Origin of the sequence: Tsukamurella pulmonis (genome assembly GCF_900103175.1) — a bacterium.
GTDB classification, from domain to species: Bacteria; Actinomycetota; Actinomycetes; order Mycobacteriales; family Mycobacteriaceae; genus Tsukamurella; species Tsukamurella pulmonis.
In genome coordinates this window covers 4,524,828-4,548,001 of the sequence record NZ_FNLF01000002.1, presented here as the reverse complement: position 1 = coordinate 4,548,001, position 23,174 = coordinate 4,524,828, and the positions used below count along the sequence as shown (strand labels likewise).

20 protein-coding genes and 2 pseudogenes are annotated in these 23,174 nt (G+C 72.8%); 11 read left to right on the top strand and 11 right to left on the bottom strand.

The genetic code is table 11. The annotated features are described in order from the left end of the window. Positions 1 to 63: 63 nt before the first annotated feature. Together BLQ62_RS22310 and ptsP are read right to left on the bottom strand one after the other, a co-directional pair. Complete coding sequence (locus BLQ62_RS22310) at positions 64 to 426, bottom strand: VOC family protein (RefSeq protein ID WP_068530657.1); 363 nt, start codon at positions 424 to 426, stop codon at positions 64 to 66. Between the two features lie 75 nt (positions 427 to 501). Next, entirely contained in the window at positions 502 to 2,184 is a 1,683-nt protein-coding gene (gene ptsP / locus BLQ62_RS22305) for a phosphoenolpyruvate--protein phosphotransferase (protein WP_068563911.1), read from the bottom strand. A gap of 102 nt (positions 2,185 to 2,286) precedes the next feature. On the opposite strand from ptsP, the gene BLQ62_RS22300 reads away from it, so the two are divergent. The 4 genes from BLQ62_RS22300 to BLQ62_RS22285 all read left to right on the top strand — a co-directional run bounded on the left by BLQ62_RS22300 (position 2,287) and on the right by BLQ62_RS22285 (position 6,434). Continuing rightward, on the top strand, positions 2,287 to 3,060 hold the full coding sequence (locus tag BLQ62_RS22300; protein ID WP_068530663.1) for a DeoR/GlpR family DNA-binding transcription regulator: 774 nt from the start codon (positions 2,287 to 2,289) through the stop codon (positions 3,058 to 3,060). Beyond that, positions 3,057 to 4,016, top strand: coding sequence for a 1-phosphofructokinase family hexose kinase (locus tag BLQ62_RS22295; RefSeq protein ID WP_068563913.1), 960 nt, complete (start codon positions 3,057 to 3,059; stop codon positions 4,014 to 4,016). Before BLQ62_RS22300 ends, BLQ62_RS22295 begins: the two co-directional genes overlap by 4 nt. A 55-nt stretch (positions 4,017 to 4,071) precedes the next feature. Next, a complete protein-coding gene (locus BLQ62_RS22290; protein WP_068563915.1) occupies positions 4,072 to 6,111 on the top strand; it encodes a PTS fructose transporter subunit IIABC in 2,040 nt (679 codons plus the stop codon). 65 nt (positions 6,112 to 6,176) lie between these two features. Then, positions 6,177 to 6,434: an HPr family phosphocarrier protein gene (locus BLQ62_RS22285; protein WP_068530672.1), complete on the top strand. Its 258-nt coding sequence runs from the start codon at positions 6,177 to 6,179 to the stop codon at positions 6,432 to 6,434. 71 nt (positions 6,435 to 6,505) lie between these two features. Here BLQ62_RS22285 and BLQ62_RS22280 read toward each other — a convergent pair whose 3' ends face one another. Continuing rightward, positions 6,506 to 7,123 (bottom strand): hypothetical protein, encoded by a 618-nt coding sequence (locus BLQ62_RS22280; protein WP_068530675.1) that lies wholly within the window; start codon positions 7,121 to 7,123, stop codon positions 6,506 to 6,508. A gap of 109 nt (positions 7,124 to 7,232) precedes the next feature. Between BLQ62_RS22280 and BLQ62_RS22275 the strand changes: the two genes are divergently transcribed. The 4 genes from BLQ62_RS22275 (at position 7,233) to pntB (ending at position 11,921) form a co-directional block, all read left to right on the top strand. Then, positions 7,233 to 8,153, top strand: a complete 921-nt coding sequence (locus tag BLQ62_RS22275; protein WP_068563917.1) for a D-isomer specific 2-hydroxyacid dehydrogenase family protein — start codon at positions 7,233 to 7,235, stop codon at positions 8,151 to 8,153. After that, the gene (locus BLQ62_RS22270; protein WP_068563919.1) at positions 8,153 to 8,677 is read left to right on the top strand and encodes a MarR family winged helix-turn-helix transcriptional regulator; all 525 of its coding nucleotides are present in this window, start codon (positions 8,153 to 8,155) and stop codon (positions 8,675 to 8,677) included. The genes BLQ62_RS22275 and BLQ62_RS22270 overlap by 1 nt, the downstream gene beginning before the upstream one ends. A gap of 261 nt (positions 8,678 to 8,938) precedes the next feature. After that, positions 8,939 to 10,465, top strand: a complete 1,527-nt coding sequence (locus BLQ62_RS22265; RefSeq protein WP_068531384.1) for a Re/Si-specific NAD(P)(+) transhydrogenase subunit alpha — start codon at positions 8,939 to 8,941, stop codon at positions 10,463 to 10,465. A gap of 7 nt (positions 10,466 to 10,472) precedes the next feature. Next, the gene (gene pntB / locus BLQ62_RS22260; RefSeq protein ID WP_068530682.1) at positions 10,473 to 11,921 is read left to right on the top strand and encodes a Re/Si-specific NAD(P)(+) transhydrogenase subunit beta; all 1,449 of its coding nucleotides are present in this window, start codon (positions 10,473 to 10,475) and stop codon (positions 11,919 to 11,921) included. Positions 11,922 to 11,978: 57 nt separating this feature from the next. Here the strand turns inward: pntB and BLQ62_RS22255 are convergent. Together BLQ62_RS22255 and BLQ62_RS22250 are read right to left on the bottom strand one after the other, a co-directional pair. Next, positions 11,979 to 12,628 (bottom strand): annotated as a pseudogene (locus BLQ62_RS22255) (NAD(P)H-binding protein). A 70-nt stretch (positions 12,629 to 12,698) separates the two neighbouring features. Continuing rightward, the gene (locus tag BLQ62_RS22250; RefSeq protein WP_068530687.1) at positions 12,699 to 13,310 is read right to left on the bottom strand and encodes a LysE/ArgO family amino acid transporter; all 612 of its coding nucleotides are present in this window, start codon (positions 13,308 to 13,310) and stop codon (positions 12,699 to 12,701) included. Between the two features lie 71 nt (positions 13,311 to 13,381). Between BLQ62_RS22250 and BLQ62_RS22245 the strand changes: the two genes are divergently transcribed. Both BLQ62_RS22245 and BLQ62_RS22240 read left to right on the top strand, forming a co-directional pair. Further along, positions 13,382 to 14,254, top strand: a complete 873-nt coding sequence (locus tag BLQ62_RS22245; RefSeq protein WP_068563922.1) for an ArgP/LysG family DNA-binding transcriptional regulator — start codon at positions 13,382 to 13,384, stop codon at positions 14,252 to 14,254. Positions 14,255 to 14,295: 41 nt separating this feature from the next. Then, entirely contained in the window at positions 14,296 to 15,780 is a 1,485-nt protein-coding gene (locus tag BLQ62_RS22240) for a bifunctional phosphatase PAP2/diacylglycerol kinase family protein (protein ID WP_068564639.1), read from the top strand. A 1-nt stretch (position 15,781) separates the two neighbouring features. Here the strand turns inward: BLQ62_RS22240 and BLQ62_RS22235 are convergent, their stop codons facing one another. From BLQ62_RS22235 to BLQ62_RS22215, 5 genes are read right to left on the bottom strand one after another with little or no spacing between them, the layout of a single operon-like run. Further along, on the bottom strand, positions 15,782 to 16,606 hold the full coding sequence (locus tag BLQ62_RS22235) for a chymotrypsin family serine protease (protein WP_133298846.1): 825 nt from the start codon (positions 16,604 to 16,606) through the stop codon (positions 15,782 to 15,784). A gap of 17 nt (positions 16,607 to 16,623) precedes the next feature. Continuing rightward, a complete protein-coding gene (locus tag BLQ62_RS22230) occupies positions 16,624 to 17,481 on the bottom strand; it encodes a P1 family peptidase (protein WP_068563925.1) in 858 nt (285 codons plus the stop codon). A 23-nt stretch (positions 17,482 to 17,504) separates the two neighbouring features. Next, entirely contained in the window at positions 17,505 to 17,891 is a 387-nt protein-coding gene (locus tag BLQ62_RS22225) for a DUF5313 family protein (protein ID WP_068530703.1), read from the bottom strand. Further along, on the bottom strand, positions 17,891 to 18,346 hold the full coding sequence (locus tag BLQ62_RS22220; protein WP_068530707.1) for a MarR family winged helix-turn-helix transcriptional regulator: 456 nt from the start codon (positions 18,344 to 18,346) through the stop codon (positions 17,891 to 17,893). The genes BLQ62_RS22225 and BLQ62_RS22220 overlap by 1 nt, the downstream gene beginning before the upstream one ends. A gap of 47 nt (positions 18,347 to 18,393) precedes the next feature. Continuing rightward, entirely contained in the window at positions 18,394 to 20,751 is a 2,358-nt protein-coding gene (locus BLQ62_RS22215) for an ATP-dependent DNA ligase (protein WP_068563927.1), read from the bottom strand. 307 nt (positions 20,752 to 21,058) lie between these two features. Here BLQ62_RS22215 and ku point away from each other — a divergent pair, with 307 nt between their 5' ends. Further along, on the top strand, positions 21,059 to 21,871 hold the full coding sequence (gene ku / locus BLQ62_RS22210; protein WP_068530715.1) for a non-homologous end joining protein Ku: 813 nt from the start codon (positions 21,059 to 21,061) through the stop codon (positions 21,869 to 21,871). A 7-nt stretch (positions 21,872 to 21,878) separates the two neighbouring features. Here the strand turns inward: ku and BLQ62_RS22205 are convergent. Further along, positions 21,879 to 23,162 (bottom strand): annotated as a pseudogene (locus BLQ62_RS22205) (condensation domain-containing protein); the annotation flags it as partial. Between the last annotated feature and the right edge of the window lie 12 nt (positions 23,163 to 23,174).

The following is a 23,174-nucleotide window of genomic DNA, read 5'->3' as shown; positions in this document are numbered from 1 at the left end:
TGCGGTCCGGTGTATTCCCGGGGGCGTTCGGAGCGTCCCCGGGCATCGTCGGAGCGGCGACCGCTACCCGCCGTGGAAGACCGCTTCCACGTTGTTGCCGTCGGGATCGCGGACGAAGGCGCCGTAGTAGCCGGGGTGGTACTCGGGCCACAGCCGCGGCGCGTGCAGCGACTCCGCGCCCAGGCCCAGCGCCGCGGTGTAGAAGGCGTCGACGGTGGCGCGGTCCGGGGCGCTGAAGGCCACGTGCGTCTCCCGGCTGGACGCGCCGGGGACGCCGGAGACCCAGAAGGTGGCGTGATCGGTGCCGTAGCCGACGGCGCTGCCGACGTCCATGAGCCGGCTCGCGCCGAGCACGGCCAGCACCCCGTCGTAGAACCGCGTGGCTGCGGTCAGGTCGGCGCAACTGATTCCGAGGTGGTCGATCATGACGGCTCCTCGCCGGTAGCCGGGCACCCGCTGCGCCCGGGATGTGTCAGGTCTAGCACCCGGCGCCGACACGTATCAGGACAATGCGGACCTTGCCGCCTCGCGCGCGGCCTGCGGGTCGGCGGCGGCGAGCGCGGCCTCCGCGGCCCAGCGGCACTGCTGCAGGGTCACCCCGCCGATGCGGGCACCCACCGCCGCCGCGGCCCCGGCCGCGCAGGAGAGCGAATCGACGCCCAGCCCCACGAGGACGCACGCCAGCAGCGGGTCGGCGGCGGCCTCGCCGCACACACCGACGGGCTTGCCCGCCGCGGTACCGGCGCGGCCCGTGAGCTCGATCAGCCGGAGCACTGCGGGCTGCCACGGATCGGTGAGCGCCGCGAGCCCGGTGCTCATCCGGTCGGCCGCCATCGCGTACTGGGTGAGGTCGTTCGTGCCGATCGAGACGAAGTCCACCTCGGCGAGCACCGCGTCGGCGCACAGCGCCACCGCCGGCACCTCCACCATCACGCCGGCGGCCAGGCCGCGGGAGCGGCACTGCGCGGCGAACTCGCGGGCCTCGGCCGCGGTGGCGATCATCGGCGCCATCACCCAGGGCTGCGCGGTGGCGCCCTCCGCGGCCGCGGCGATCGCGTCCAGCTGCCGCTCGAGCAGGCCCGGGTCGGCCTCGGCGATGCGGATGCCGCGCACGCCCAGCGCGGGGTTCTCCTCCTCGCCGTGGTCGACGAATTTGAGCGGCTTGTCCGAGCCCGCATCGAGGGTGCGGATGACCACCTTCCGCCCGGGGAACGCGTCGATCACCTCGCGATACAACGCGGCCTGCTCGTCGACGGACGGCTCGTCGGCGCGGTCGAGGAAGGCGAGCTCGGTGCGGAACAGGCCCACGCCCTCCACCTCGCGCTCCGCGGCGCCCCGCGCGCTCGCGCCGTCCTGCACGTTCGCCAGGATCGCGACGGCCGCACCGTCGGACGTGCGGCCCGGACCCCGCCACCGGGCGACCTCGGCCGCCTGCCGCGCCGACTCGGCGACCAGGCGCTGCGCCTCGGCGGCGTCCGGTTCGACGGTGACCGTGCCCGCACCGCCGTCGAGCAGGACGGGCGTGCCGGCGTCGACGGTGCCGGCCTGCGCCAGGCCGACGATGCAGGGGATGCCCAGTTGCCGGGCGATGATCGCGGTGTGGCTGGTGGGCCCGCCGAGCCGGGTGCCGATGCCCACGATGAGCGCCGGGTCCAGGCCCGCGGTGTCTGCCGGGGCCAGGTCGTCGGCCAGCAGGATCGACGGTGCCTCGGGCACCGGGACGCCGGGCTCGGGGCTGCCGAGAAGTTCGGCGACCACCCGGTCGCGCACGTCGCGCAGGTCGGTCACGCGCTCGGCCATGAGGCCGCCCAGCGTGGCGAACATGTCGGCGAACTGCTCGGTGGCCGCGGCCACCGCGTTCGCGGCCGGCGTGCCCGCGCGGATGAGCTTCTCGGTGGTGCCCATCCAGGCCTTGTCCGAGGCGAGCCCCGCGTTCGCGCCGAGCACCTCGGCCGCGGCGCCCTGGGCCTGCGCGGCGCGGGCGCGCAGGCGCTCCGCCACCGCGTGCGCCGCCGACGAGAACCGCGCGGCCTCGGCGTCCCGGTCGCCCTCCGGCACATCGACGGGCGGCGGGACCTCGGGGCGCGCGCCGGGCCACATGACGGGGGCGTAGGCGACCCCGGGCACGACGGGGGTGCCGGTGAGGGTGGCGAGGCCGGTCGCGGTCGACTGTTGCGAAGTCATGTGACACAGATTACGAAATCCTCTTGACTTGTCAACACAAACAGGCGTAAAAACAGAAAAATCAAATCCATAACCACAGAAACCCACGAACTCGGAGGGGCCATGTACGCGGAGGAACGTCAGCGCGCGATCAGTGAGCTGGTCGGTGGCCGCGGTCGCGCATCGGTCATGGAGTTGGCCGAGCGGTTCGACGTGACCCCGGAGACGGTGCGGCGCGACCTGGATGCGCTCGAGCGGCTCGGCGGCGTGCGGCGGGTGCACGGCGGCGTCGTGGCGGCCGGAGTCCTCGCCGGCGCCGAATCGGGGCTGGGTGAGCGCGAGGGCACCAATGCCGAGGCCAAGCGCGCCATCGGCGTCGCGGCGCGCCGCTACCTCCCGCCGGCCGGCGGATCGGTCCTGTTCGACGCGGGCACCACCACCATTGCCGCCGCCCGCGAGGTCCCGACCAACCTGCACATCACCGCGATCACCAACTCGGTGCCGGTGGCCGCCGCGCTGTCCATCCGCGAGACGGTGGAGCTGCGGCTGCTGGGCGGCCGGGTCCGCGGGCTCACGCAGGCGGCGGTGGGAGCGGGCACGGTCGCGGAGATCGCGGGCCTGCGCACCGACGTGGCGATCCTGGGCGCCAACGGCATCAGCGCCGAGCGCGGGCTCTCCACGCCCGACAACGACGAGGCCGCGGTGAAGACCGCGATGGTCCGCGCCGCCGACGTCGTGGTCCTGGTGATCGACTCCTCGAAGTTCGCCCGCGAGAGCCTCGTCGCCTTCGCCGGGTTCGACCAGGTGGACGTGCTGGTCACCGACGCGCCGCCGAGCGGTCCGCTCGCGGCGGCACTCGCCGATCACGGCGTCGAGGTCGCGGTGGCCGCCCGATGATCGTCACGCTCACCGTCAACCCGAGCCTGGATCGCCTCGTCACCCTGGGCGGTCCGCTGCGGCGCGGCGCCGTCCAGCGCGCCGGGGGCACCGCGGCCGATCCGGGGGGCAAGGGCGTCAACGTCTCCCGCGTCGTGCACGCGGCGGGCGCCGGCACCGTCGCGGTGCTGCCGGCCGACCAGGGCGACCCGCTGCTCGTCGGCCTCGCGCGCCTCGGCGTGCCCGCGATCCCGGTGCCCGTCGGCCACGAGGTGCGCAGCAACATCACCGTCGCCGAGCCCGACGGCACCACCACCAAGCTCAACGCGCCCGGGATGCCGCTCGCGCTCGAGGCGGTGCGGGCCCTCGAGGACGTCGTGGTCTCCGTCGCCGACGGTGCCGACTGGCTCGCGCTGTGCGGCTCGCTGCCGCCCGGCCTGCCCGACGACTGGTACGCGCGTCTCGCGCGGCGCCTCGGCGCCCGGTCCGACGGTCCGCTGCTCGCGGTCGACACGTCGGGGGCGGCGCTCGCCGCCTCGGCGATCCCCGGCGTGGCCCTGCTCAAGCCCAACTCCGAGGAGCTCGCCGAGCTGGTGGGTCTCGGCGCCGACGCCGGCGCCGCGTTCGAATCCCGCGCCGCCGCAGGCGACCTCGCACCGGCCCGGGCCGCCGCCGAGGAGTTGCACCGCGCCACGGGCGCCACCGTCCTGGCCACGCTCGGGGCCGCCGGCGCGCTGCTGGTCACCGCCGACGGCGCGTGGGCGGCCGTGCCGCCGCCGATCGCGGTGCGCAGCACCGTCGGCGCGGGCGACAGCGCCCTCGCCGGGTATCTGATCGCCCACACGCGCGGCGCCACGCCGCCGGAACGACTCTCCCTCGCGGTCGCCTACGGCGCCGCGGCCGCAGCACAGCCGGGCACCAGGGCGCCCCGACCGGAGGATCTCGCCGTCGCCGGCGTGCAGGTCACCACCCTCTGACTCCTCCCACCGATCCACCCGATCACCTGATGCACCAGCAGAACCGGAGTACCCCATGACCGCACCGATCATCGCGCCCGAACTGGTCGCGCTCGACGTCTCGGCCGGCACCGACAAGGCCGCCGTGATCGCCTTCCTCGCCGGCCGCATCGCCGACGCCGGCCGCGCCGAGTCGGTCGACGGCCTCGTGGAGGCGGCGCTCGCCCGCGAGGCGCAGTCCGCGACGGGACTGCCCGGCGGCATCGCCATCCCGCACTGCCGCACCGCCGCCGTGAGCACCGCGAGCCTCGGCTTCGCGCGGCTCGATCCGGCCGTCGACTTCGGCGCGCCCGACGGCGGCGCCGATCTCGTCTTCCTCATCGCCGCACCGGAATCCGGTGGGTCGCAGCACATGAAGCTGCTCAGCGCGCTCGCCCGTGCGCTGGTGCGGCCGGAGTTCACCGCGTCGTTGCGCGCCGCCGCGACCCCGGAGGACGTCGTCGCGCTGGTGGAGGAGGTCATCGCCCCGAAGCCCGCTGAACCCACCGCCCCGGCGGCGTCTACGGACCCGGCGGCGGAAGCCCCCGCGGCGGGACCCTCGGCCAAGCCCGCCCTGGTGGCGATCACGGCCTGCCCCACGGGGATCGCGCACACGTACATGGCGGCGGACGCGCTGAAGCTGGCCGCCGAGCGGGCGGGCGTCGAGCTGACCGTCGAGACGCAGGGCTCCTCCGGGTCCACGCCGCTGGCGGCGCAGACCATCGCCGACGCGGGCGCCGTCATCTTCGCCACCGATGTGGGGGTCAAGGGCCGCGAGCGGTTCGCGGGCAAGCCCGTCATCACGTCGGGCGTCAAGCGCGGCATCAACGAGCCGGACGCGATGATCGCCGAGGCCGTCGCGGCGGCGTCGGACCCGCGCGCCACCAGGGTCGACGGTGCCGCCGCGAGCGCCGACGCCGCCTCCGCCCCGGCGGGGCTCGGCGGGCAGCTCAAGCGCGCCCTGCTCACGGGCGTGAGCTACATGATCCCGTTCGTCGCCGCGGGCGGCCTGCTCATGGCGCTCGGCTTCCTCCTGGCCTGGTACGAGATCGGCAGCGACCACGGCGACGACGGCATGTCCAACGGCGCCTTCATCGCGCTGAACGACTCGCTGTGGAACCTCCCGCCCGAGGGGCTGCTGCACTACCTCGGCGCGGTCTGCTTCGCCGTGGGGAGCGCGGCGATGAAGCTGATGATCCCCGTGCTCGCCGGGTACATCGCCTACGCCATCGCCGACCGTCCCGGCCTCGCACCGGGTTTCGTCGCGGGCGTCCTCGCGGGCACCGTCGGCGCGGGGTTCATCGGCGGCGTCATCGGCGGCCTGCTCGCGGGTGTCGTGGCGCTGTGGCTCTCGCGGATCCCGCTGCCGCAGTGGGCCCGCGGCCTGCAGCCCGTGGTGATCATCCCACTGCTCGGCACGCTCATCACCGGCGGCGCGATGTACATGTTCCTCGCGGGCCCGCTGCGCTGGGTGAACGAGGCGATGACCGACGCCCTCAACGGCATGAGCGGCAGCAGCAAGGTCGCGCTGGGCGTGGTGCTGGGGCTCATGATGTGCTTCGACCTCGGCGGCCCGGTGAACAAGGCGGCGTACGCCTTCGGTGTCGCGGGCATCGGCCTGAGCACGGCGGGGGTACCGCAGTGGGAGATCATGGCCGCCGTCATGGCCGCGGGCATGGTGCCGCCGCTGGCGCTCGCGCTCGCCACCTTCGTGCGGCCGCGCCTGTTCACCGAGCCGGAGCGGGAGAACGGCAAGGCTGCCCTGCCGCTGGGGCTGTGCTTCATCTCCGAGGGTGCCATCCCGTTCGCGGCCGCGGACCCACTGCGGGTGATCCCGTCGATGATGCTCGGCGGTGCCGTGACCGGCGGCCTCTCGATGGCGCTCAGCGCGCAGCTGCGTGCGCCGCACGGCGGCGTCTTCGTCCTGTTCGCCACCAACGGCACCTGGCCGAAGTTCCTCCTGGCCCTGGTCGTCGGCGTCCTGGTCAGCGCCGCCGCCGTCGTCGCGGCCAAGAGCTTCGCCGGCCGGGGCGTCGCTGCGGCCGATTCGGCACAGCCTGCGGCCGTCGCCGCGTAATACTGGTCAGGACCACATCCGCGAGCGACCGGCGACGCGGAGACGCACACCCCACGAGGAGAGACATGCCCAGCACCACCGTCACCGTCGGTTCGGCCGTCGGCCTGCACGCCCGCCCCGCCGCCGTGATCGCGAACGCGGTCAACGAGTCGGGTCACGAGGTCACCCTGTCGGTCGCCGGCGGCGAGCCGGTGGACGCCGGTTCGGCGCTGATGATCATGACCCTCGGCGCCGAACAAGGCGTGGAGGTCACCGTCGACTCCGCTGATCAGGCGACCGTCGACGCGATCGCGGCCCTCGTCGCGCAGGACCTCGACGCCTGAGCGGACCCGTGCACGGAGAAGGGGCGGCCGGATCTTCCGGCCGCCCCTTCCCTGTTCGCGCCCCGTTCGCGCTAGGTGACCGGCGCGATGCAGTAGCTCATGCGCTGGGGCGCGGAGTAGTTCAGGGCCGACGAGCCGCGGCAGGTCAGCGGGGCGCCCGCCGCCCGCTCGATCACGCGGATCACGTTCGACGGTGCGCTGCCCACCCCGCTCGGGCAGTCGACGGGGCGGATGTCGGTGGTCGCGGCCTTGTCGGGCTTGACCTGGTAGCACTCGCCCAGCGCGAGCTTGGGGACCACGCACAGCACGGACCCGGCCGACTCGACGCGCGCGTAGCTCGGCAGGCTGCATGCCGTGCCGGCCGCGGCCTTCTCCGCCACGGCGAAGCTGAAGCCGTCGCCCTCGCATCCGGTGCGCGTGACGGAGTCGCCGGCGACGGTGACGCAGTCGCCGACCGCGACCGAGCTCACGGACGCGACCTCGGGGCTCGCGGGCTTGACGCCGAGGAGCAGCACGGCGGCGCCCATGACCAGCGCCGCGATCAGGCCCGAGTAGATCACCGAGCTGACCACCTTCCAGGTGGTGGTCGGCCGCACCTCGTCGAGTCGCCGGCCCACCGGCGTGGCGGCGAAGCGCTGCCGCAGCGCGGCGAGGCGCGGCTGCGCGGGGTGCAGGAAGGGCGTCGACATAGTCTCAATCTTAACTTGAGACTCAGTAGGTAACACAAGTCTCAGTTTTCACATCCCGATCGGCGCGGCTGGGCCACGGGGCCGACGCGGGCTCACTAGGCTTTGCGGCATGTCATTCGACGACCCCATCGTCATCGCCGTGGGACCGCAGCCCGATCCCGATTTCGACGCAGCGATCACCGCGGGCGGCGGCGAACCGGGCCCGCTCGCCGGAGCGGCCGGCCTGGTCTGGACCGACTCCCGCGCGCCCCTGCCGCAGCTGCCCCCGAGCGTGCGCTGGGTCCAACTGCCGTTCGCGGGGGTCGAGGGGTTCCTGGACAGCGGGGCGATCGCCCGCAACCCGAAGGTCGTCTTCACCTCCGCCGCGGGTGCCTACTCGGGCACCGTCGCCGAGCAGGCCATCGCGCTGCTGCTCGCGGGCGTCCGCGGGCTCTGGCACCGCGAGGGCGAGTGGGACGCCGCCGGGGCCGCCGCGCGCACCGGCCGACTCGGCGGATCGACGGTGGCGATCATCGGCGCGGGCGGCATCGGCCGCGACCTGATCCCCGCGCTCCGCGGCCTCGGCGTCAAGGTGATCGCCGTGAACCGCTCCGGCGCCGAGGTCTCGGACGCCGTCGTGGTCACCGCCGACCGGCTCGACGAGGTGTGGCCCGCCGTCGACCACGTGATCCTGGCGGCACCGTCGACCGCGGAGACCCGCGCCCTGGTCAACGCGAAGGTCCTCGCGCAGCTGCAGCCCCACTCCTGGATCGTCAACGTCGCCCGCGGCACGCTGATCGACACGGACGCGCTGGTCGAGGCGCTGCGCGCGGGCACCATCGGCGGCGCCGCGCTCGACGTCACCGACCCCGAGCCGCTCCCCGGCGATCACCCGCTGTGGTCGATCCCCAACGCGATCATCACCCCGCACGTCGCGAACCCGCCGCAGCACCTGCGGCCGGCGCTGCTCGCCCGCGTCGAGGTCAACGTCCGCCGCTTCGCCAACGGTCTCGAGCCGCTGGCCGTCGTCGATACCGACCGGGGCTACTGATGTCCGACGGCCGGCCCGCAGCCGCTGCGCCGGCCGACGGTGCGGCGGCTTCGCCCGACGAGGTCGACCTCATCGTGCGGGGAATCGTCGGGCTGGCCAAGCGGATTCGCAGCGACGCCCGGTTCGTGGGCGCGGAGGTCTCCTACGTCGACTTCACGCTGCTCTTCGTGCTCAACGAGTCGCCGGGGATCCGCGCCGTGGACCTGGCGGAGGCGGTCTCGATCGACAAGTCGACCGCCAGCCGGCAGCTCGCGGGGCTGGAACGACGGGGCCTGATCCGCCGCGACGTCGATCCCCGGAACCCGCGATCGCGTCAGCTGCGGCTGACCGAGCGCGCGGAGCGCGTCCTGGCCGAGACCGACCGCGAATGGCGCCGCCGGATCGCGGCGCGTACGGCCGATTGGTCCAGTGAGGAATTGCGCACATTCGCGACGCTGATCGACCGCTATATGAGCGTCGATCTGCCCGGCGATACCGCTCTCGACCAGCCCATTGTCGCCGCTAAGGACCCTACTTTGGAGTAAGTTTGGGTGTGTTATGGTCAGCCCACTGTTCTGTGCATCAGGCGACCAGCGTGCCCTCGCGATGCCCGGCGACCCCGGGCCTTCCGCGTAAATTCGCCTCCGTTCACACCGCGGCGGGGTCGTACACGCATGGAGTCTCCCCGGTGCCGGAACTTCCGGGCGTGCAGCCGCGCGGCCCGGTAGGGACGACAGGAACGAATCAATGAACGTCGGTGTACCGACCATGACCCCGCATTCGGGTCGGCAGTGGGAGTGCTGCGCATGATCATCGGAGTGTTGAAAGAGGCGCAGCCGGGCGAGACCCGTGCCGCCGCAACCCCCGCCACCGTGGCCCAGCTGATCAAGCTCGGCTACGAGGTGGTCGTGGACTCGGGCGCCGGTGTGGCGTCCTCGTTCGCGGACGAGGCCTACGTCGAGGCAGGCGCGTCGATCGGTGACGCTCGCGCCGCCGACATCGTTCTCGGTGTCAACGCCCCGTCGAGCGCGCAGCTCGACGGTATGCGGCCGGGCACGACCCTCGCCGGGCTCCTGGCGCCCGCGCAGAACCCCGAGCTCCTCGAGGACCTGCGCCGCCGCGAGCTGACCGCCCTGGCCATGGAATCGGTGCCGCGCATCTCGCGCGCGCAGTCGATGGACGTGCTGTCGTCGATGGCGAACATCGCCGGCTACCGCGCCGTCGTCGAGGCCGCGCACGTCTTCGGCCGGTTCTTCACCGGCCAGGTCACGGCCGCGGGCAAGGTCCCGCCGGCCAAGGTGCTCGTGGTGGGCGCCGGCGTCGCCGGTCTCGCCGCGATCGGTGCCGCCGGTTCGCTGGGCGCCATCGTCCGCGCGACCGACCCGCGTCCCGAGGTGGCCGACCAGGTCGCCTCGCTGGGCGGCGAGTACCTCTCCGTGCAGAACGAGGAGGCCGAGGTCTCGGCCACCGGTTACGCCAAGGAGATGGGCGACGACTACAAGGCCCGCGAGGCGCAGCTCTACGCCGAGCAGTGCAAGGACGTCGACATCATCATCACCACGGCTCTGATCCCCGGGCGCCCCGCGCCGCGGATCATCACCGAGGAGATGGTCGCGTCGATGAAGCCCGGCAGCGTCATCGTCGACATGGCGGCGCAGAACGGCGGCAACGTCGGGGGCACCGTCAAGGACGAGGCGATCGTGACGCCCAACGGCGTCACCATCATCGGCTACACCGACCTGGCCGGGCGCCTGCCCGCGCAGGCCTCGCAGCTCTACGGCACGAACCTGGTCAACCTGCTCAAGCTGGTGACCCCCGCGAAGGACGGGCAGCTCGTGCTCGACTTCGAGGACCCGGTCCAGCGGTCGATCACGGTGACCCGCTCGGGCGAGCTGCTCTTCCCGCCGCCGCCGGTGCAGGTCTCGGCCGCGCCGAAGGCCGCTCCCGCCGCGGAGGCCGAAGCGAAGCCCGTCAAGGAGCCGATGTCGGCGTCCAAGAAGGTCTCGCTCACCCTCGTCGGCGTCGTGCTCTTCGGTCTGCTGATCAGCTTCTCGCCGAATCCGCTGCCGCAGCACTTCACCGTGCTCATGCTGGCGATCGTCATCGGCTACTACGTCATCGGCAACGTGGCGCACGCGCTGCACACGCCGCTGATGTCGGTCACCAACGCCATTTCCGGCGTGGTCGTGGTGGGCGCCCTCCTGCAGGTCGCCACCAACACCACCACGGTCCTGGTGCTGTCGACGATCGCGATCCTGGTCGCGTCGATCAACATCTTCGGTGGCTTCGCGGTCACCCGCCGCATGCTCGCCATGTTCAGCAAGGGGGCATGAGTAACCCATGAGTATCACTGCAATCTCCGTTGCGGCGTACATCGTCGCCTCGCTGCTGTTCATCCTCTCGCTGGCGGGCCTGTCCAAGCACGAGACCTCCAAGAGCGGCCTGACCTACGGCATCGTCGGCATGGGCATCGCGCTGGTGGCGACCATCGCGCTGGTCATCGACAAGGTCGCGGACCCCGATCTCGACCTGACCTGGCTGCCGGTGGCCCTGCTGGCCGGCGCCATCATCGTCGGCGCCCTGATCGGTTTCTGGCGCGCGCGCATCGTCGAGATGACGGGCATGCCCGAGCTGATCGCCCTGCTGCACTCCTTCGTGGGTCTCGCGGCCGTGCTCATCGGCTGGAACGGCGCTATCGAGGGCTTCCACGCCGACGGCGTGAACCCCGATGACATCCGCGCGCTGACCAACATCCACGAGGCCGAGATCGCGATCGGCATCTTCATCGGTGCGGTCACCCTGACCGGTTCGATCGTCGCCAACCGGAAGCTCTCCGGGAAGATGAAGTCGGCGCCGCTCATGCTGCCCGGCAAGAACCTCATCAACGTCGGCTCGATCATCGTCTTCATCGTTCTCACCGCGGTCTACGTCTCGCGGGACACCCACGGCGACAACACCTCGATGATCCTGCTGGGCGTCATCACCGCGCTCGCCCTGTTCCTGGGCTGGCACCTGGTGGCCTCCATCGGCGGCGGCGACATGCCCGTGGTCATCTCGATGCTCAACAGCTACTCCGGTTGGGCCGCGGCCGCGTCGGGCTTCCTGCTGAGCAACGACCTGCTCATCGTCACCGGTGCGCTGGTCGGCTCCTCGGGTGCGTACCTGAGCTACATCATGTGCAAGGCGATGAACCGCTCCTTCATCTCCGTCATCGCGGGTGGCTTCGGCATCGAGGCCGGCCCGGCCGACGACAAGGACTACGGCGAGCACCGCGAAGTCAATGCGGAGACCGTGGCCGAGATGCTCACGGGCGCGAAGTCCGTGGTCATCACCCCGGGCTACGGCATGGCCGTCGCGCAGGCGCAGTACGGCGTGGCCGAGCTGACCAGCGAGCTCCGCAAGAAGGGCGTGAACGTCCGGTTCGGCATCCACCCTGTCGCGGGTCGCCTGCCCGGCCACATGAACGTGCTCCTCGCCGAGGCGAAGGTGCCGTACGACGTGGTGCTCGAGATGGACGAGATCAACGACGACTTCCCCGAGACCGACGTGGTCCTGGTGATCGGTGCCAACGACACCGTGAACCCGGCGGCCGCCGAGGATCCGAGCAGCCCCATCGCGGGCATGCCCGTCCTCGAGGTCTGGAACGCCGAGAACGTGATCGTCTTCAAGCGGTCGATGGCCGCCGGCTACGCGGGCGTGCAGAACCCGCTGTTCTTCCGCGAGAACTCGGCGATGCTCTTCGGCGACGCCAAGGATCGCGTGCAGGACATCCTCTCCGCGATGCGCTGACCCGATCAGCACTCGGGCCCGGCACCGTCCCTCGACGGTGCCGGGCCCGAGTCGTCTCTACGTCCAGGCGTTCTCGATGGCCACGGAGCCGTCGGTGAAGGGCAGGTCCTTGCCGACCGTGTCGGGCCGGTCGAGCACCGAGGCAGCCACCAGCGCGACGTTCGCGCGCGACGTGCCGGGTTGTCCGCGGCCCGCACGGCGTCGGGATCGACCCGGCCGGTGGGCTCGTCGAGGGTGAGGCGGCCCGGCATGAGCACCGTCCAGTCCAGGTCCGAGGCGCGCAGCGCCACGTCGGCCGCGGCCTTGGCCTCCGCGTAGGCGAAGAACGGATCCGACTCGGGCACGCCGTGATCGGGCGCGGCGCCGAGGTAGGAGACCATCACGTAGCGCTTCGCGCCCGCCTGCTCCGCGGCCTGGATCGAACGGATCGCGGCGTCGCGGTCGACGGCGTAGGTGCGCTCCGGGTTCCCACCGCCCGCGCCCGCGGAGAAGACCACCGCGTCGGCGCCCGCGAGCGCCGCCGCGATCTCCTCGCGCGAGGCCCGTTCCACGTCCAGGACGAGGGGCGTCGCGCCGGTCGCGGCGACGTCGGGCGCGTGCTCCTGGTTGCGGATCCACGAGGTGACCGCATCGCCCCGGGAGCTGAGCACCCGCGCCAGGATGAGCGCGATCTTGCCGTGTCCACCGATGATCGTGACAGCTGCCATGCATTCCAACGTACGCGCTCCGATGTGTGTGAGGTCGTGACCGCTCAGCGGCGACGATCGCACACCCGCGTCAGCCGCCGAGGGGCATCGTGGCGAGGCGGGCGGCGAGCACCAGCAGCAGCAGGCCGATGGCGGCGTTGATCGCCCGCCACACCCCGGGCCGCCCGAGCACGCCGGACAGGCGGCGGGCGCCGAAGCCCAGCAGGCAGAACCACGCGATGCTCGCGATCACGGCGCCGAGGGCGAACCACCAGCGATCGCCGGCGTAGCGGGTGGAGGCGGAGCCGAGCAGCAGCACGGTGTCCAGGTACACGTGCGGGTTCAGCCAGGTCAGAGCGAGGGCGCCCGCCACGACGGCCGCGACCGAGGAGGCCCCGTCGCCGCCCGCGACGAGCCCTTCCGACCGGCGCGCCGACCACAGCGATCGCACCCCGTAGCCGACCAGGACCAGCACGCCCGCCCACTTGACCACCTCCAGCAGCGCCGGCCGGCCGGAGACGGCGGCGCCGAGCCCGGCGACGCCGGCGACGATCAGGGCCACGTCGGAGGCGATGCACACCGCCACCACCGGGGCCAGCCCGCGGCCACGGACACCCACCTGCAGCACGTAGGCGTTCTGCGCGCCGATGGCCACGATCAGCGAGAGCCCGAGCCCGAGGCCGGCGAGGAGTGCGGAGGTCATGGCGTCGACGCTAGAACCGGAGCAGGCATTAGCACCAATATGAGAATGCGATCACACATTAGGATTGCTTCATGCTGAGCGGGCACCACCTGCAGACCCTCGTCGCCGTGGTCGAGGAGGAGAGCTTCGGCGCCGCGGCCGCGCGACTGCGGATCACCCAGTCGGCGGTCAGCCAGCGCATCCGGGCGCTCGAGCAGCAGGTCGGGCACGTCGTGGTCACGCGAGAGGGGCCGTGCCGCCCCACCGCGCAGGGCGAGGTGCTCCTCGGCCTGGCCCGCGGGGTCGCCTCCCTCGAGGCCGATGCGCTGGGCCGGTTATCGGGCGGCGGGCCCTCGGCCGTGCTCGACGTGGGCGTGAACGCGGACTCGCTGGTCACCTGGTTCCGCGACGTGATCGACACCGTCGCGGCCCTGCCGGATCCGCCGCTGCTGCGCCTGGTGGTCGACGACGAGCACCACACCGCCGACCTGCTCCGCGCGGGAGCGGTGCTCGGCGCGCTCACCACGGACCCGGAACCCGTGCAGGGCTGCGCCGTCGAGTACCTGGGCACGATGCGCTACCTGCCCGTCTGCGCGGCCGGGTACGCCGAGCGGTGGCGCACCGGCGGGCGCTGGCGGTGGCGTGAGATGCCGGTCGTGCAGTTCGACCTGCGCAAGGACGAGCTGCAGAACAAGGTGCTGCGCCGCCGCGGGATCACCGAGCCGCCGCCCATGCACCGCATCCCGTCGTCCGAGGCCTTCACCCACGCCGTCCGCGCCGGACTCGGGTGGGGCAGCCTGCCGGAGGCCGAGATCGGCGATGCTCTTGACCGCGGCACGCTGCTCCGGCTCACCGACGACACCGTCGACGTGAAGCTGTACTGGCAGTCGTGGCGGCTGCACACCCGCGCCACCGAGCGGCTCGCCGACGCCCTCCACGCCGCGGCGGCGGTGCACCTGCGGTGAACCGCCCGCGCACCCCGGGGCGCGCGAGTACCTTGGCGCTCATGCCGGACCCCGCGCAGCATCCCCTCCGCACGCTCCACGAGGGCCTGAGCGATCTCGATCGCCGGCTCTTCGACGCCGTCGCGATCTCGCCCAGCCCACTGCTCGACCTGACGATGCGCCCGCTCTCCGCGGCGGCCGACCACTCCAAGCTGTGGATGGTGCTCGCCGCCGGGCTGGGCGGCCTGGGCGGGCTCTCGTCCCGCCGCGGCGCCGTGCGGGGCGTCGTCTCGATCGCCGCCACCAGCCTCCTCGTCAACCAGGGGCTCAAGCGGATCTACGCCCGTCGGCGTCCCCTCTTCGACCGGGTGCCGGCCAAACGCGCCCGCCGCCAGCCGACCTCGGCGTCCTTCCCCTCCGGGCACTCCGCCGCCGCCGCGGCGTTCGCCATCGGGGTGGGGCTGGAGAACCGCACCGCCGGCTACGCCCTCGCGGGACTGGCCGGCGCGGTGGGGCTGTCCCGGATCGCCACCGGCGCACATTATCCCGGCGACGTGCTCGCCGGCTTCGCCGTCGGCGCGGGCGTCGCGGTCGCCGGCGCCCGCCTCGTCCCGCCGGTCGACGACAGCCGCACCATGACCCCGGAGCCCACCGTCGAGAAGATCACGACGGGTCCCGACGGGGCAGGACTGGTCGTGGTGCTCAACCCGGCCTCGGGCGACGGGACCGGCACCCGCGTCGCGGAGGAGATCCGGCGCACGCTGCCGCGGGCCGAGATCGTCGAGCTCGACGGCGATTCCGATATCGACGCCATCGCCGCCGACGCGGTCGAGCGGGCCGACTTCCTCGGTGTCGCCGGCGGTGACGGCACCGTCGCGACGCTGGCCGCGCACGCCGTCGCCGCTGACAAGCCGCTCGCGGTCTTCCCTGCCGGTACCTTCAACCACTTCGCCAAGGACATCGGCGCGGAGACCGTTGCCGCCGTGGTGGATTCGATCCGCAACGGGCGTATCGCCCACGTCGACGTGGTGTGGCTCAACGACGAGAAACTGCTGCTCAACACCGCAAGCATCGGCGCCTACCCCGAGTTCGTCCGCGCGCGCACCCGGTATCAGCGGCGGCGCGTCGGCCGGGTCACGGCGACGGTGCGCGCGATGCGCCGGGTGCTGCGCGCCACCGCGCCGGTCTCGGTGCGGATCGAGGGCCGCCCGGCCAGCGTCTCGTTCTTCTTCCTCGGCAACTCCATGTACGGCGCACCGAGTTTCGTGCCCGGGCGCCGCACCCGCCTCGACGACGGCGTGCTCGACGTGCGCTACCTCGAGGACGGGCACCGCAACGCCACGGCGCGCCTGTTCCTCTCGTGGATCAGCGGCCGGATCCGCAACTCCAAGGTGTACCGCGAGCTGCAGGCGCCGGTGGTCACCATCGAGGCCGACGCGCCCTTCCGCGTCGCCCACGACGGCGAGGCGGGGGAGCTGCACACCCGCGCCCGGTTCCGCGTCGACTACCGCGCGCTGCGGGTGTTCGGCACCAGCCTCACGCGGTGACCTAGCCGGTGCCGAGCAGCGTCATCGCGTTGGCGTTGATGTCCGCGGCGATGAGGGTGCCGGTGCCCCCGCCGGTCCCGGTCCCGTCGGGCCGGGTGTGCACCGTGTTGATCACGCCGACGGCGGTGAAGGTCCCGTCGGGCCAGCGTGCGTAGACGGGCCCGCCGGAGTCGCCCTCCACGGCGGGGATGCCCGCCCAGGTGACGCGTGTGCCGCTCACGTCGTCGAGGACGCCGCAGTGCCGGCCGGTGCGCGCGCCGACGACGCAGATCTCGGGGCGGCCCGCCTGCAGATCCTCCGTGCTGCTGACGCCCCGCACCGCGCCGATCGCGCCGGCCACCGGCGCCACGTCGGTGCCGGCCAGCTGGATGATCGCGATGTCCTGCCCGCGGTTGCTGCGGGTGGCCTTGATGTACTCACCGAACGGCGTGCTGCCGCCGTCGGCGGTGAGGTACCGGGCCACGGGCGCGCGACCCGGCCGTGCCTGCCCGGCCAGCTCCGCGCAGTGTCCCGCGGTGAAGGCGACGATCTCGCCGCCGGGGTAGCGCGCCAGGAAGCCCAGCGTGCAGATGCTCGAGTACACGCCGAACGGGTCGGCGAAGGTGGTGATCCCGGCGCCCGTGGTGGGCCTGCTCGCGGTCGCGGGCGAGAGCTCCGGCGCCACCACGTCGTACGGGGCCACGCTGGGCGTGGTCACCACGACCACGGGCGTCGACGGTGCCGGCGGTGCGGGCGCCGCGTCCTGCCCGAGGGCCCCGCACCCGCTGAGCAGGCCGGCCGCCGCCGCGCACGCGGCACCCCGCAGCACGCCGCGGGTCCGTCTCATCGCCTCAGCTTAGGACCTCAGGCGCGCGAGCGGATCGCCTCCGCGACGGCGGTGATCGCGAGTGCGCGCACGACGTCGACCTTCGCCTCGACCTGTCCGGTCGCCGCGGAGATGAAGGCGTCGCCGTCGAAACGGGTGTGCGGCGGATCGATCGCGCGGGCCAGGCCGTCGTGCGCGCCCTGCGCGAGGATCAGGCACTCGACCTTCGTGAGTTTCGCGTTGGTGATCACCACGCCGATGGTGGTGTTCTGCCGGTTGCCGGCGAACGGCTCGTAGTCGCCGAAATCGGCGGGCCCGGCCTCGCCGGTGAGGATCTCGCCGAAGGCGTTCACGGCGCACAGCGCGCCGACGACCACGTCGCCGGCGCGGGTCTCGGCGTAGGCGAGCCCGGCGTCGTGCAGGTTCTCCAGGCCGCGGGCCTTGCCCGTGGTGGCGCCGGTGCCGGCGCCGATCAGGCCCTGCAGTTCGGCGTCGGCGGCCGCGGAAGCCGCTGCCGCGTAGCCGTTCTCGGCGGTCGGGCGGATCGTCGGGTCGCCGACCATGAGGTCGAACAGGCCCAGGGTGGGGACGATCGGTACGCGCCCCGCCACGGTCTCCACGCCCCGGCCCTCCTCCTCGAGGCGGCGCATCACCCCGTCGGCGCTGGCGAGGCCGAAGGCGGAGCCCCCGGTGAGCACGGCGGCGTGGATCTCCTCGACGGCGCGTTCGGGGGCGAGCAGGTCGAACTCGCGGGAGGCGGGGGCGCCGCCGCGCACCTCCCCGGACCCGACGGTCCCGTCGGGGAAGGTCACGACGGTGCAGCCGGTGCGGGCCGCCGCGTCGGTGTGGTGGCCGACGCGGACGCCGGCGATGGTCACGTGCGGGACGACGGGCATGTCCTCAGGCTACGACGGTCCGCTCAGGCGCGCGCGGGTGCGTACGCGGCCTCGTAGGCGGCGCGGGTCGCATCGCGGCGCTCGGCGACGGCGGGGTTCTCCAGCGCCGGATCGAGGCCGTTCTTCTCCAGCCGGCGAGCGCGGTTGGGGCGCATGTAGGCGGCGTTGTAGAACACCGCCAGCAGCGCGCCGAGCAGCACCGTGGCGCCGCGCAGCCACAGCGGGCCGGGCAGCAGCATCAGCAGGGCGTACACCGGGAGCACGGCGAGCTGGCCGCGGATCAGGTGGCGGACGGCCCAGGTGCGACGGGTGAGGTTGTGCCGCACCCACTCCCGGTTCCGCTCCGGCAGCGAGCCGGTGTAGACCCAGGCGAGGTAGTGCAGGGGATCGGGGCGGTGGACGGCGTTCATCAGGACTCCTCGAGTGCGCCCGCGGCGAGCGCCTTGGCGTTGACGGTGGTGAGGACGCGATGCAGGTCCTCGAGTTCGGCGAGGCTGGCGCCGAGGCTCTCGATGACGGCGGGCGGGACGGCGAGGGCCTTCTCCCGCAGTTCCCGGCCGGCGTCGGTGAGCTCGACCTCGATGCGGCGCTCGTCGTCCGCGGCGCGGCCGCGGGTGAGCAGGCCCTGCGCCTCGAGCCGCTTGAGCAGCGGGCTCAGGGTGGGCGAATCCAGCTGCAGCGCACCGGCGATCTCCTTGACCGACCGCGGGGAGGACTCCCACAGCGCCAGCATCACGAGGTACTGCGGGTGCGTGAGCCCCATCGGCGCGAGGATCGGCCGGTAGACCGAGAGCACGGCGCGGTTGGCGACGGCCAGCGCGAAGCAGACCTGGCGTTCCAGGGCGAGCGGATCGGGATCTGTCATACCCCGACGCTAGCAGACGTATAGTGCACGAATCAATAGTGCACTAACTATTCCTCGAGGCCCTCCCAGGGCGCGTCCTCGGCGGACGGAAGATCGCCGGGGAGCAGATCGCGCCGGAAGCCCCGCCAGCTCGGTTGCCGCAGATGCCCGCCCCGGCGCAGCGACGAGTACCGCACGTCGCCGATCACCTTCGGCAGCACCCAGACGGCGTCGCGGGCCTCGGGATCGTCGATCGGCGCGGTGAAGGGGGAGCGGCGCATGCGCAGGGGCTCGAGTTCCTCCTGCAGCGCCGCCAGGTCCCGGTCGCTGAACCCGGAACCGACGGCGCCCAGGTACACCAGCCCCGTCTCCGCGGGCAGCCCCACGAGCACCGAGCCGATCCCGTTCGCCCGTGAGCCCTTCCCCGGCTTCCAGCCGCCGATCGCCACCTGCAGGTCGCGCCAGTTCTTGTGCTTGACCCAGGCCCGCACCCGCTGGCCGGGCAGGTACGGCGAGTCCCGCCGCTTGGCGATGATCCCCTCCCAGCCCCGCGCCGCGCTGATCGCCGCCGCCTCCGCACCGGTCTCGGCCTCCACCAGTGGCGGCACGCTCACCGCGGTGTCGGCCTCGAGCAGCGGCGCCAGCCCGTCGAGGACCTGGCGCCGCACCGTCCACGGGCGTTTCGTCAGGTCCACCCCGTTGAGCGCCAGCACGTCGAAGACGTACAGCTGCACCGCGCCCGCCCGGGTGTCGCCGCCCGCCATCAGGTGGAACGACGGGACGCCGTCCGGGTCGAGCACCACCGCCTCGCCGTCGAGCACCACGTCCATCCCGTCGAGATCGTGGGCGAGCGACTCGAACTCGGGGAACTCCGCCGTCACCGTGCGACCGGAGCGGGTGCGCAGGGAGACCGTGCCGCCGCGCACCGTCGCGATCATGCGGTAGCCGTCCCACTTGCCCTCGAAGGCCCAGTCCGCGCCCGAGAGCCCGTCGATCGACGATTCGGTGGGCAGCATCGGATCCGGCGCGGGGGCAGTGCCCGGCTTCGCCGGCGCCGCCTTGTCCTTGGTCAGGTGCGCCAGCCAGTTCTTCTCCCCGGTGCGGATGAGCGCGTACCGCTTGCCCTGCAGCCGATTCCCGTGCAGCGTCACGATCACCTCGTTCGCGCGCCACTTCTCCAGTTCGTACGTGCCGTGATCCCAGATGCTCACGTCGCCGCCGCCGTACTCGCCCTTCGGGATGCTGCCCTCGAAGGCCGCGTAGTCCATCGGATGGTCCTCGGTGCGGACGGCGAGGTGGTTGATCTCCGGGTCGTCGGGCAGGTTCTTCGGCACGGCCCAGGAGGCGAGCACCCCGTCGTGCTCCAGCCGGAAGTCGTAGTGCAGGCGCCGCGCGTGGTGCTCCTGGATGACGAAGATCGGCTCGCCGGTCGACGGTGCGCCGCCGAACGGCTCGGGCGTCTTCCGCGCGTCGCGCTTGGCGCGGTACTCACCCAGGTCGACGGGCTCGGGCGGCGGCGCAGACGGTGCCGCGAGGCCGGCGAGGAGGTCGCCGTCGGAGCGCGCGCGAGCGAGCACTTCGCCGAACTCGAGCTGCCGCAGGCCCGGCCGTGCGAGCTCGTCCCAGGTGCGCGGCGCGGCGACCCAGGGACGGTCCCGGCCGCGCAGGGAGTACGGCGCGACGGTGGTCTTCGAGGCGCTGTTCTGCGACCAGTCGACGAAGATGCGGCCCCCGCGCTGGTCCTTGGCCATCGACGCCGTGACCAGTGCGGGGGACTCGGCCTCGAGCTGGGCCGCGATCGCGTGCGCCACCTTCCGCGCGCCCTGCGCCGAGATGCCCGTGGTGAGCGGCGCGTAGACGTGCAGCCCCTTGGAGCCGCTGGTCACGGGGTAACCCTCCATGCCGATCGCCGCGAGCAGCTCCCGGATGCGCAGCGCGAGGACGGCGCAGTCGTCGAGCGTGACGCCGGGGCCCGGGTCGAGGTCCAGGACGAGGCGGTTCGGCGGGCCGGGGGTCTCCGGGCCGGCGGGATCGGCATCGTCGGGGACGAAGGACCACTGCGGCACGTGCAGTTCCAGTGCGGCCTGCTGTCCGAGCCACACCATGCCCGCGGCGTTCTCGATGACCGGGTACTGCGATTCGCCGTCGGAGTGGAACTGGCTCGCGCGGCGGATCCAGGCCGGCGCGTGGCTCGGCAGCCGCTTCTCGAAGAAGGCGGTCTTGTCGACGCCGTTGGGCCAGCGCTTGCGGGTGAGCGGCCGATCCCGCAGGTGCGGGAGCGCGAACGGCGCGATGGCCTGGAAGTAGTCGATGACCTCGGCCTTCGTGGTACCCGTGGCGGGGTAGAGCACCTTGTCGAGGTTGGTCAGCTGCACGCCGACGCCGTCGACCTCGCGGTTCTCCCGGATCTGCGCCACGCCTCCCATTATCGAGCGCGGGCGGCGGGTGGGAAGAGGTTCGGTGGTCGGCACCGCGGCGATGCGTCCGGCGCATGGGCTGTGACCTGCGGAAACGGCACCGGGCCATGCGGATCGCGCATACCCTTCGACCCCGGTCGGCCGCCTCCGGGCCGGGATCGAACCCGGTCATGCGGGAACTGCATAGCCCTGCCGTAACCGCGCAGGTCAGCCCCCATGCACCCGGCGCATGCCCTGTCGCAACGGACATGGCCGCTCGAGCGCAAGTGATAGCGCTGGTCTCGCATTCTGGTCTCTCACCAGTCACAATGGTCACATGCGCGCGATATGGACGGGTGAGCTGTCGTTCGGGCTCGTGAACGTGCCCGTGAAGGTGTACTCCGCGATCGAGAGCCACGATGCGAAGTCGCACCAGGTGGATGCGAAGGACGGGGTCCGCATCCGGTACAAGCGCGTGCGCGAGGGCACCGACGACGAGGTGGAGTTCGCGAACATCGCGAACGCCTACGAGTCCGACGAGGGCGAGACGGTGGTGCTGTCCAAGGAGGACATCAAGTCGATGCCGGTGGAGAAGCACCGGGAGATCGCGGTGACGGAGTTCGTGCCCCGTGAGGACGTCGATCCGATCATGTTCGACAAGCCCTACTACCTGGAGCCCTCGTCGAAGTCGCCCAAGGCCTACGTGCTGTTGCGGCAGGCGCTGCAGGAGACCGACCGGCTCGCGATCTGCACCTTCACGCTGCGCAACCGCACCCGCCTGTGCGCGCTGCGCGTGGTCGGCAATGTGATGGTGCTGCAGACGCTGCTGTGGCCCGACGAGATCCGCACGCCCGAGTTCCCCGCGCTGACCGAGGACGTGAAGATCCGGCCGCAGGAGCTGGCCATGGCGGCCTCGCTCATCGACTCGATGGCCACCGACTTCGACCCGGAGCAGTACGAGGACGACTACCAGGTGCAGCTGCATCAGCTCATCGAGGCGAAGGCCAGCGGCGGCACCGCCTTCCCCGAGGCGCCGGAGGAGGAGGCCGAGGACGACGAGGTCGCCGACCTGCTCGCCGCGCTCAAGGCGTCGGTGAAGAACCGGGAGGCGCAGCCGGAGCGGCCCGCCCGCAAGCGCGCGGCCGGCTGAGCGGTCAGGCCCGCGCGCGGGCCTGCAGCTCGCGCACCACGGCGTCGAGCCAGCCGCCGACGGACGCGCGGGCCTCGAGCGTGTCCGGGTAGCGGCAGCGCAGGTGCAGCCCGGCCTCGTCGAGGATGAACCACAGCATCACGCCGTCGGTGCGGATGCTCGCGCCGACGTACTGGGCGTCGAGGCGGGTGGCGTCGATGCGCACCGGCAGTCGCCGCAGGTCCAGCCAGGAGATGGCGAACATCCCCGGTGCCTCGGGCATGCCGCCCCACTCCGCGAGCACGTCGGCGAGCGGCCACGAGCCCAGGCGCACCGCCTCTTTCACGGCCTCGGCCGCGTCGCGCGGCTGCGCGGACGGCGAGTCCAGCACCGAGTTGGTGATGAACCATCCCACCGAGTCGTGCCAGCCGTCCTCGTACCGGCTGTGCACGGGGAAGACCGCGCGCAGCGGCACCCCGGCGAGGTCCAGCGTCACCCGCGTCATCGCGGCGACGGTCGCCGACAGCGTCGAGACCCCCTCCGCGCGAGCGGCATCGGCGAAGGCGGCGACCTCCTCGGTGCCGAGCACGTCGCGCACCTCCACCCGCTCGACGTGCGGCTCCGGCGCGCCGAGCGGCAGCGGGAACAGGGGCATGACACCGCCGCTGTCGGCGATGATCTCCCGCCACCGCAGTCGCACGTCGTCCGGGGCGGGCGGTCGCTCCCGCAGGGCGCGGGTGTGATCGGCGAAGGGCGGCACGGGTTCCGGCGACGGTGCGCGGCCGTCGCGGACCTCGTCGAGCCCGGCGAGCAGGTCGCGGGCGATCACGAGCATCGACCACATGTCGGTGTGCGAGTGATCCGCCGCGACGATCACGGTGGGGCCCGCGGCGGTCTCGAGCACGCAGAGCCGGTGCGCCGGACGGCGGTACGGGGAACAGGCCTCGTCGAGCACGTCCCGCAGTGCGTCGTTGACGGCCTGGCCCGGGCCGATCGGGTGCTCCACCCAGGCCCCGGGGCCGACGGTGATCTCGTGCAGGGACGGCCCGTCCGGCCCGGGGAGGAAGGCGGAGCGGAGCGTGCCGTGCCGGGCGATGACCGCGAGCCAGGCCTGCGCCAGCAGTTCCCGCGGGACGGGCTCGGGCAACCGGAACGACAGCGCCATCCACGATCCCGGGCGATCGCCCCCGCCGACGTGCCGCGCCTGGTCGAAGGACACCGGCAGCGCCGGGCCCGGCTCCGACGCCGTGACGTCGTAGCCGTACATCCGGCCGAAGGGCAGTCGCAGGTGCGCGACGTTGGTCAGGCGCATGGGCGGTACCCT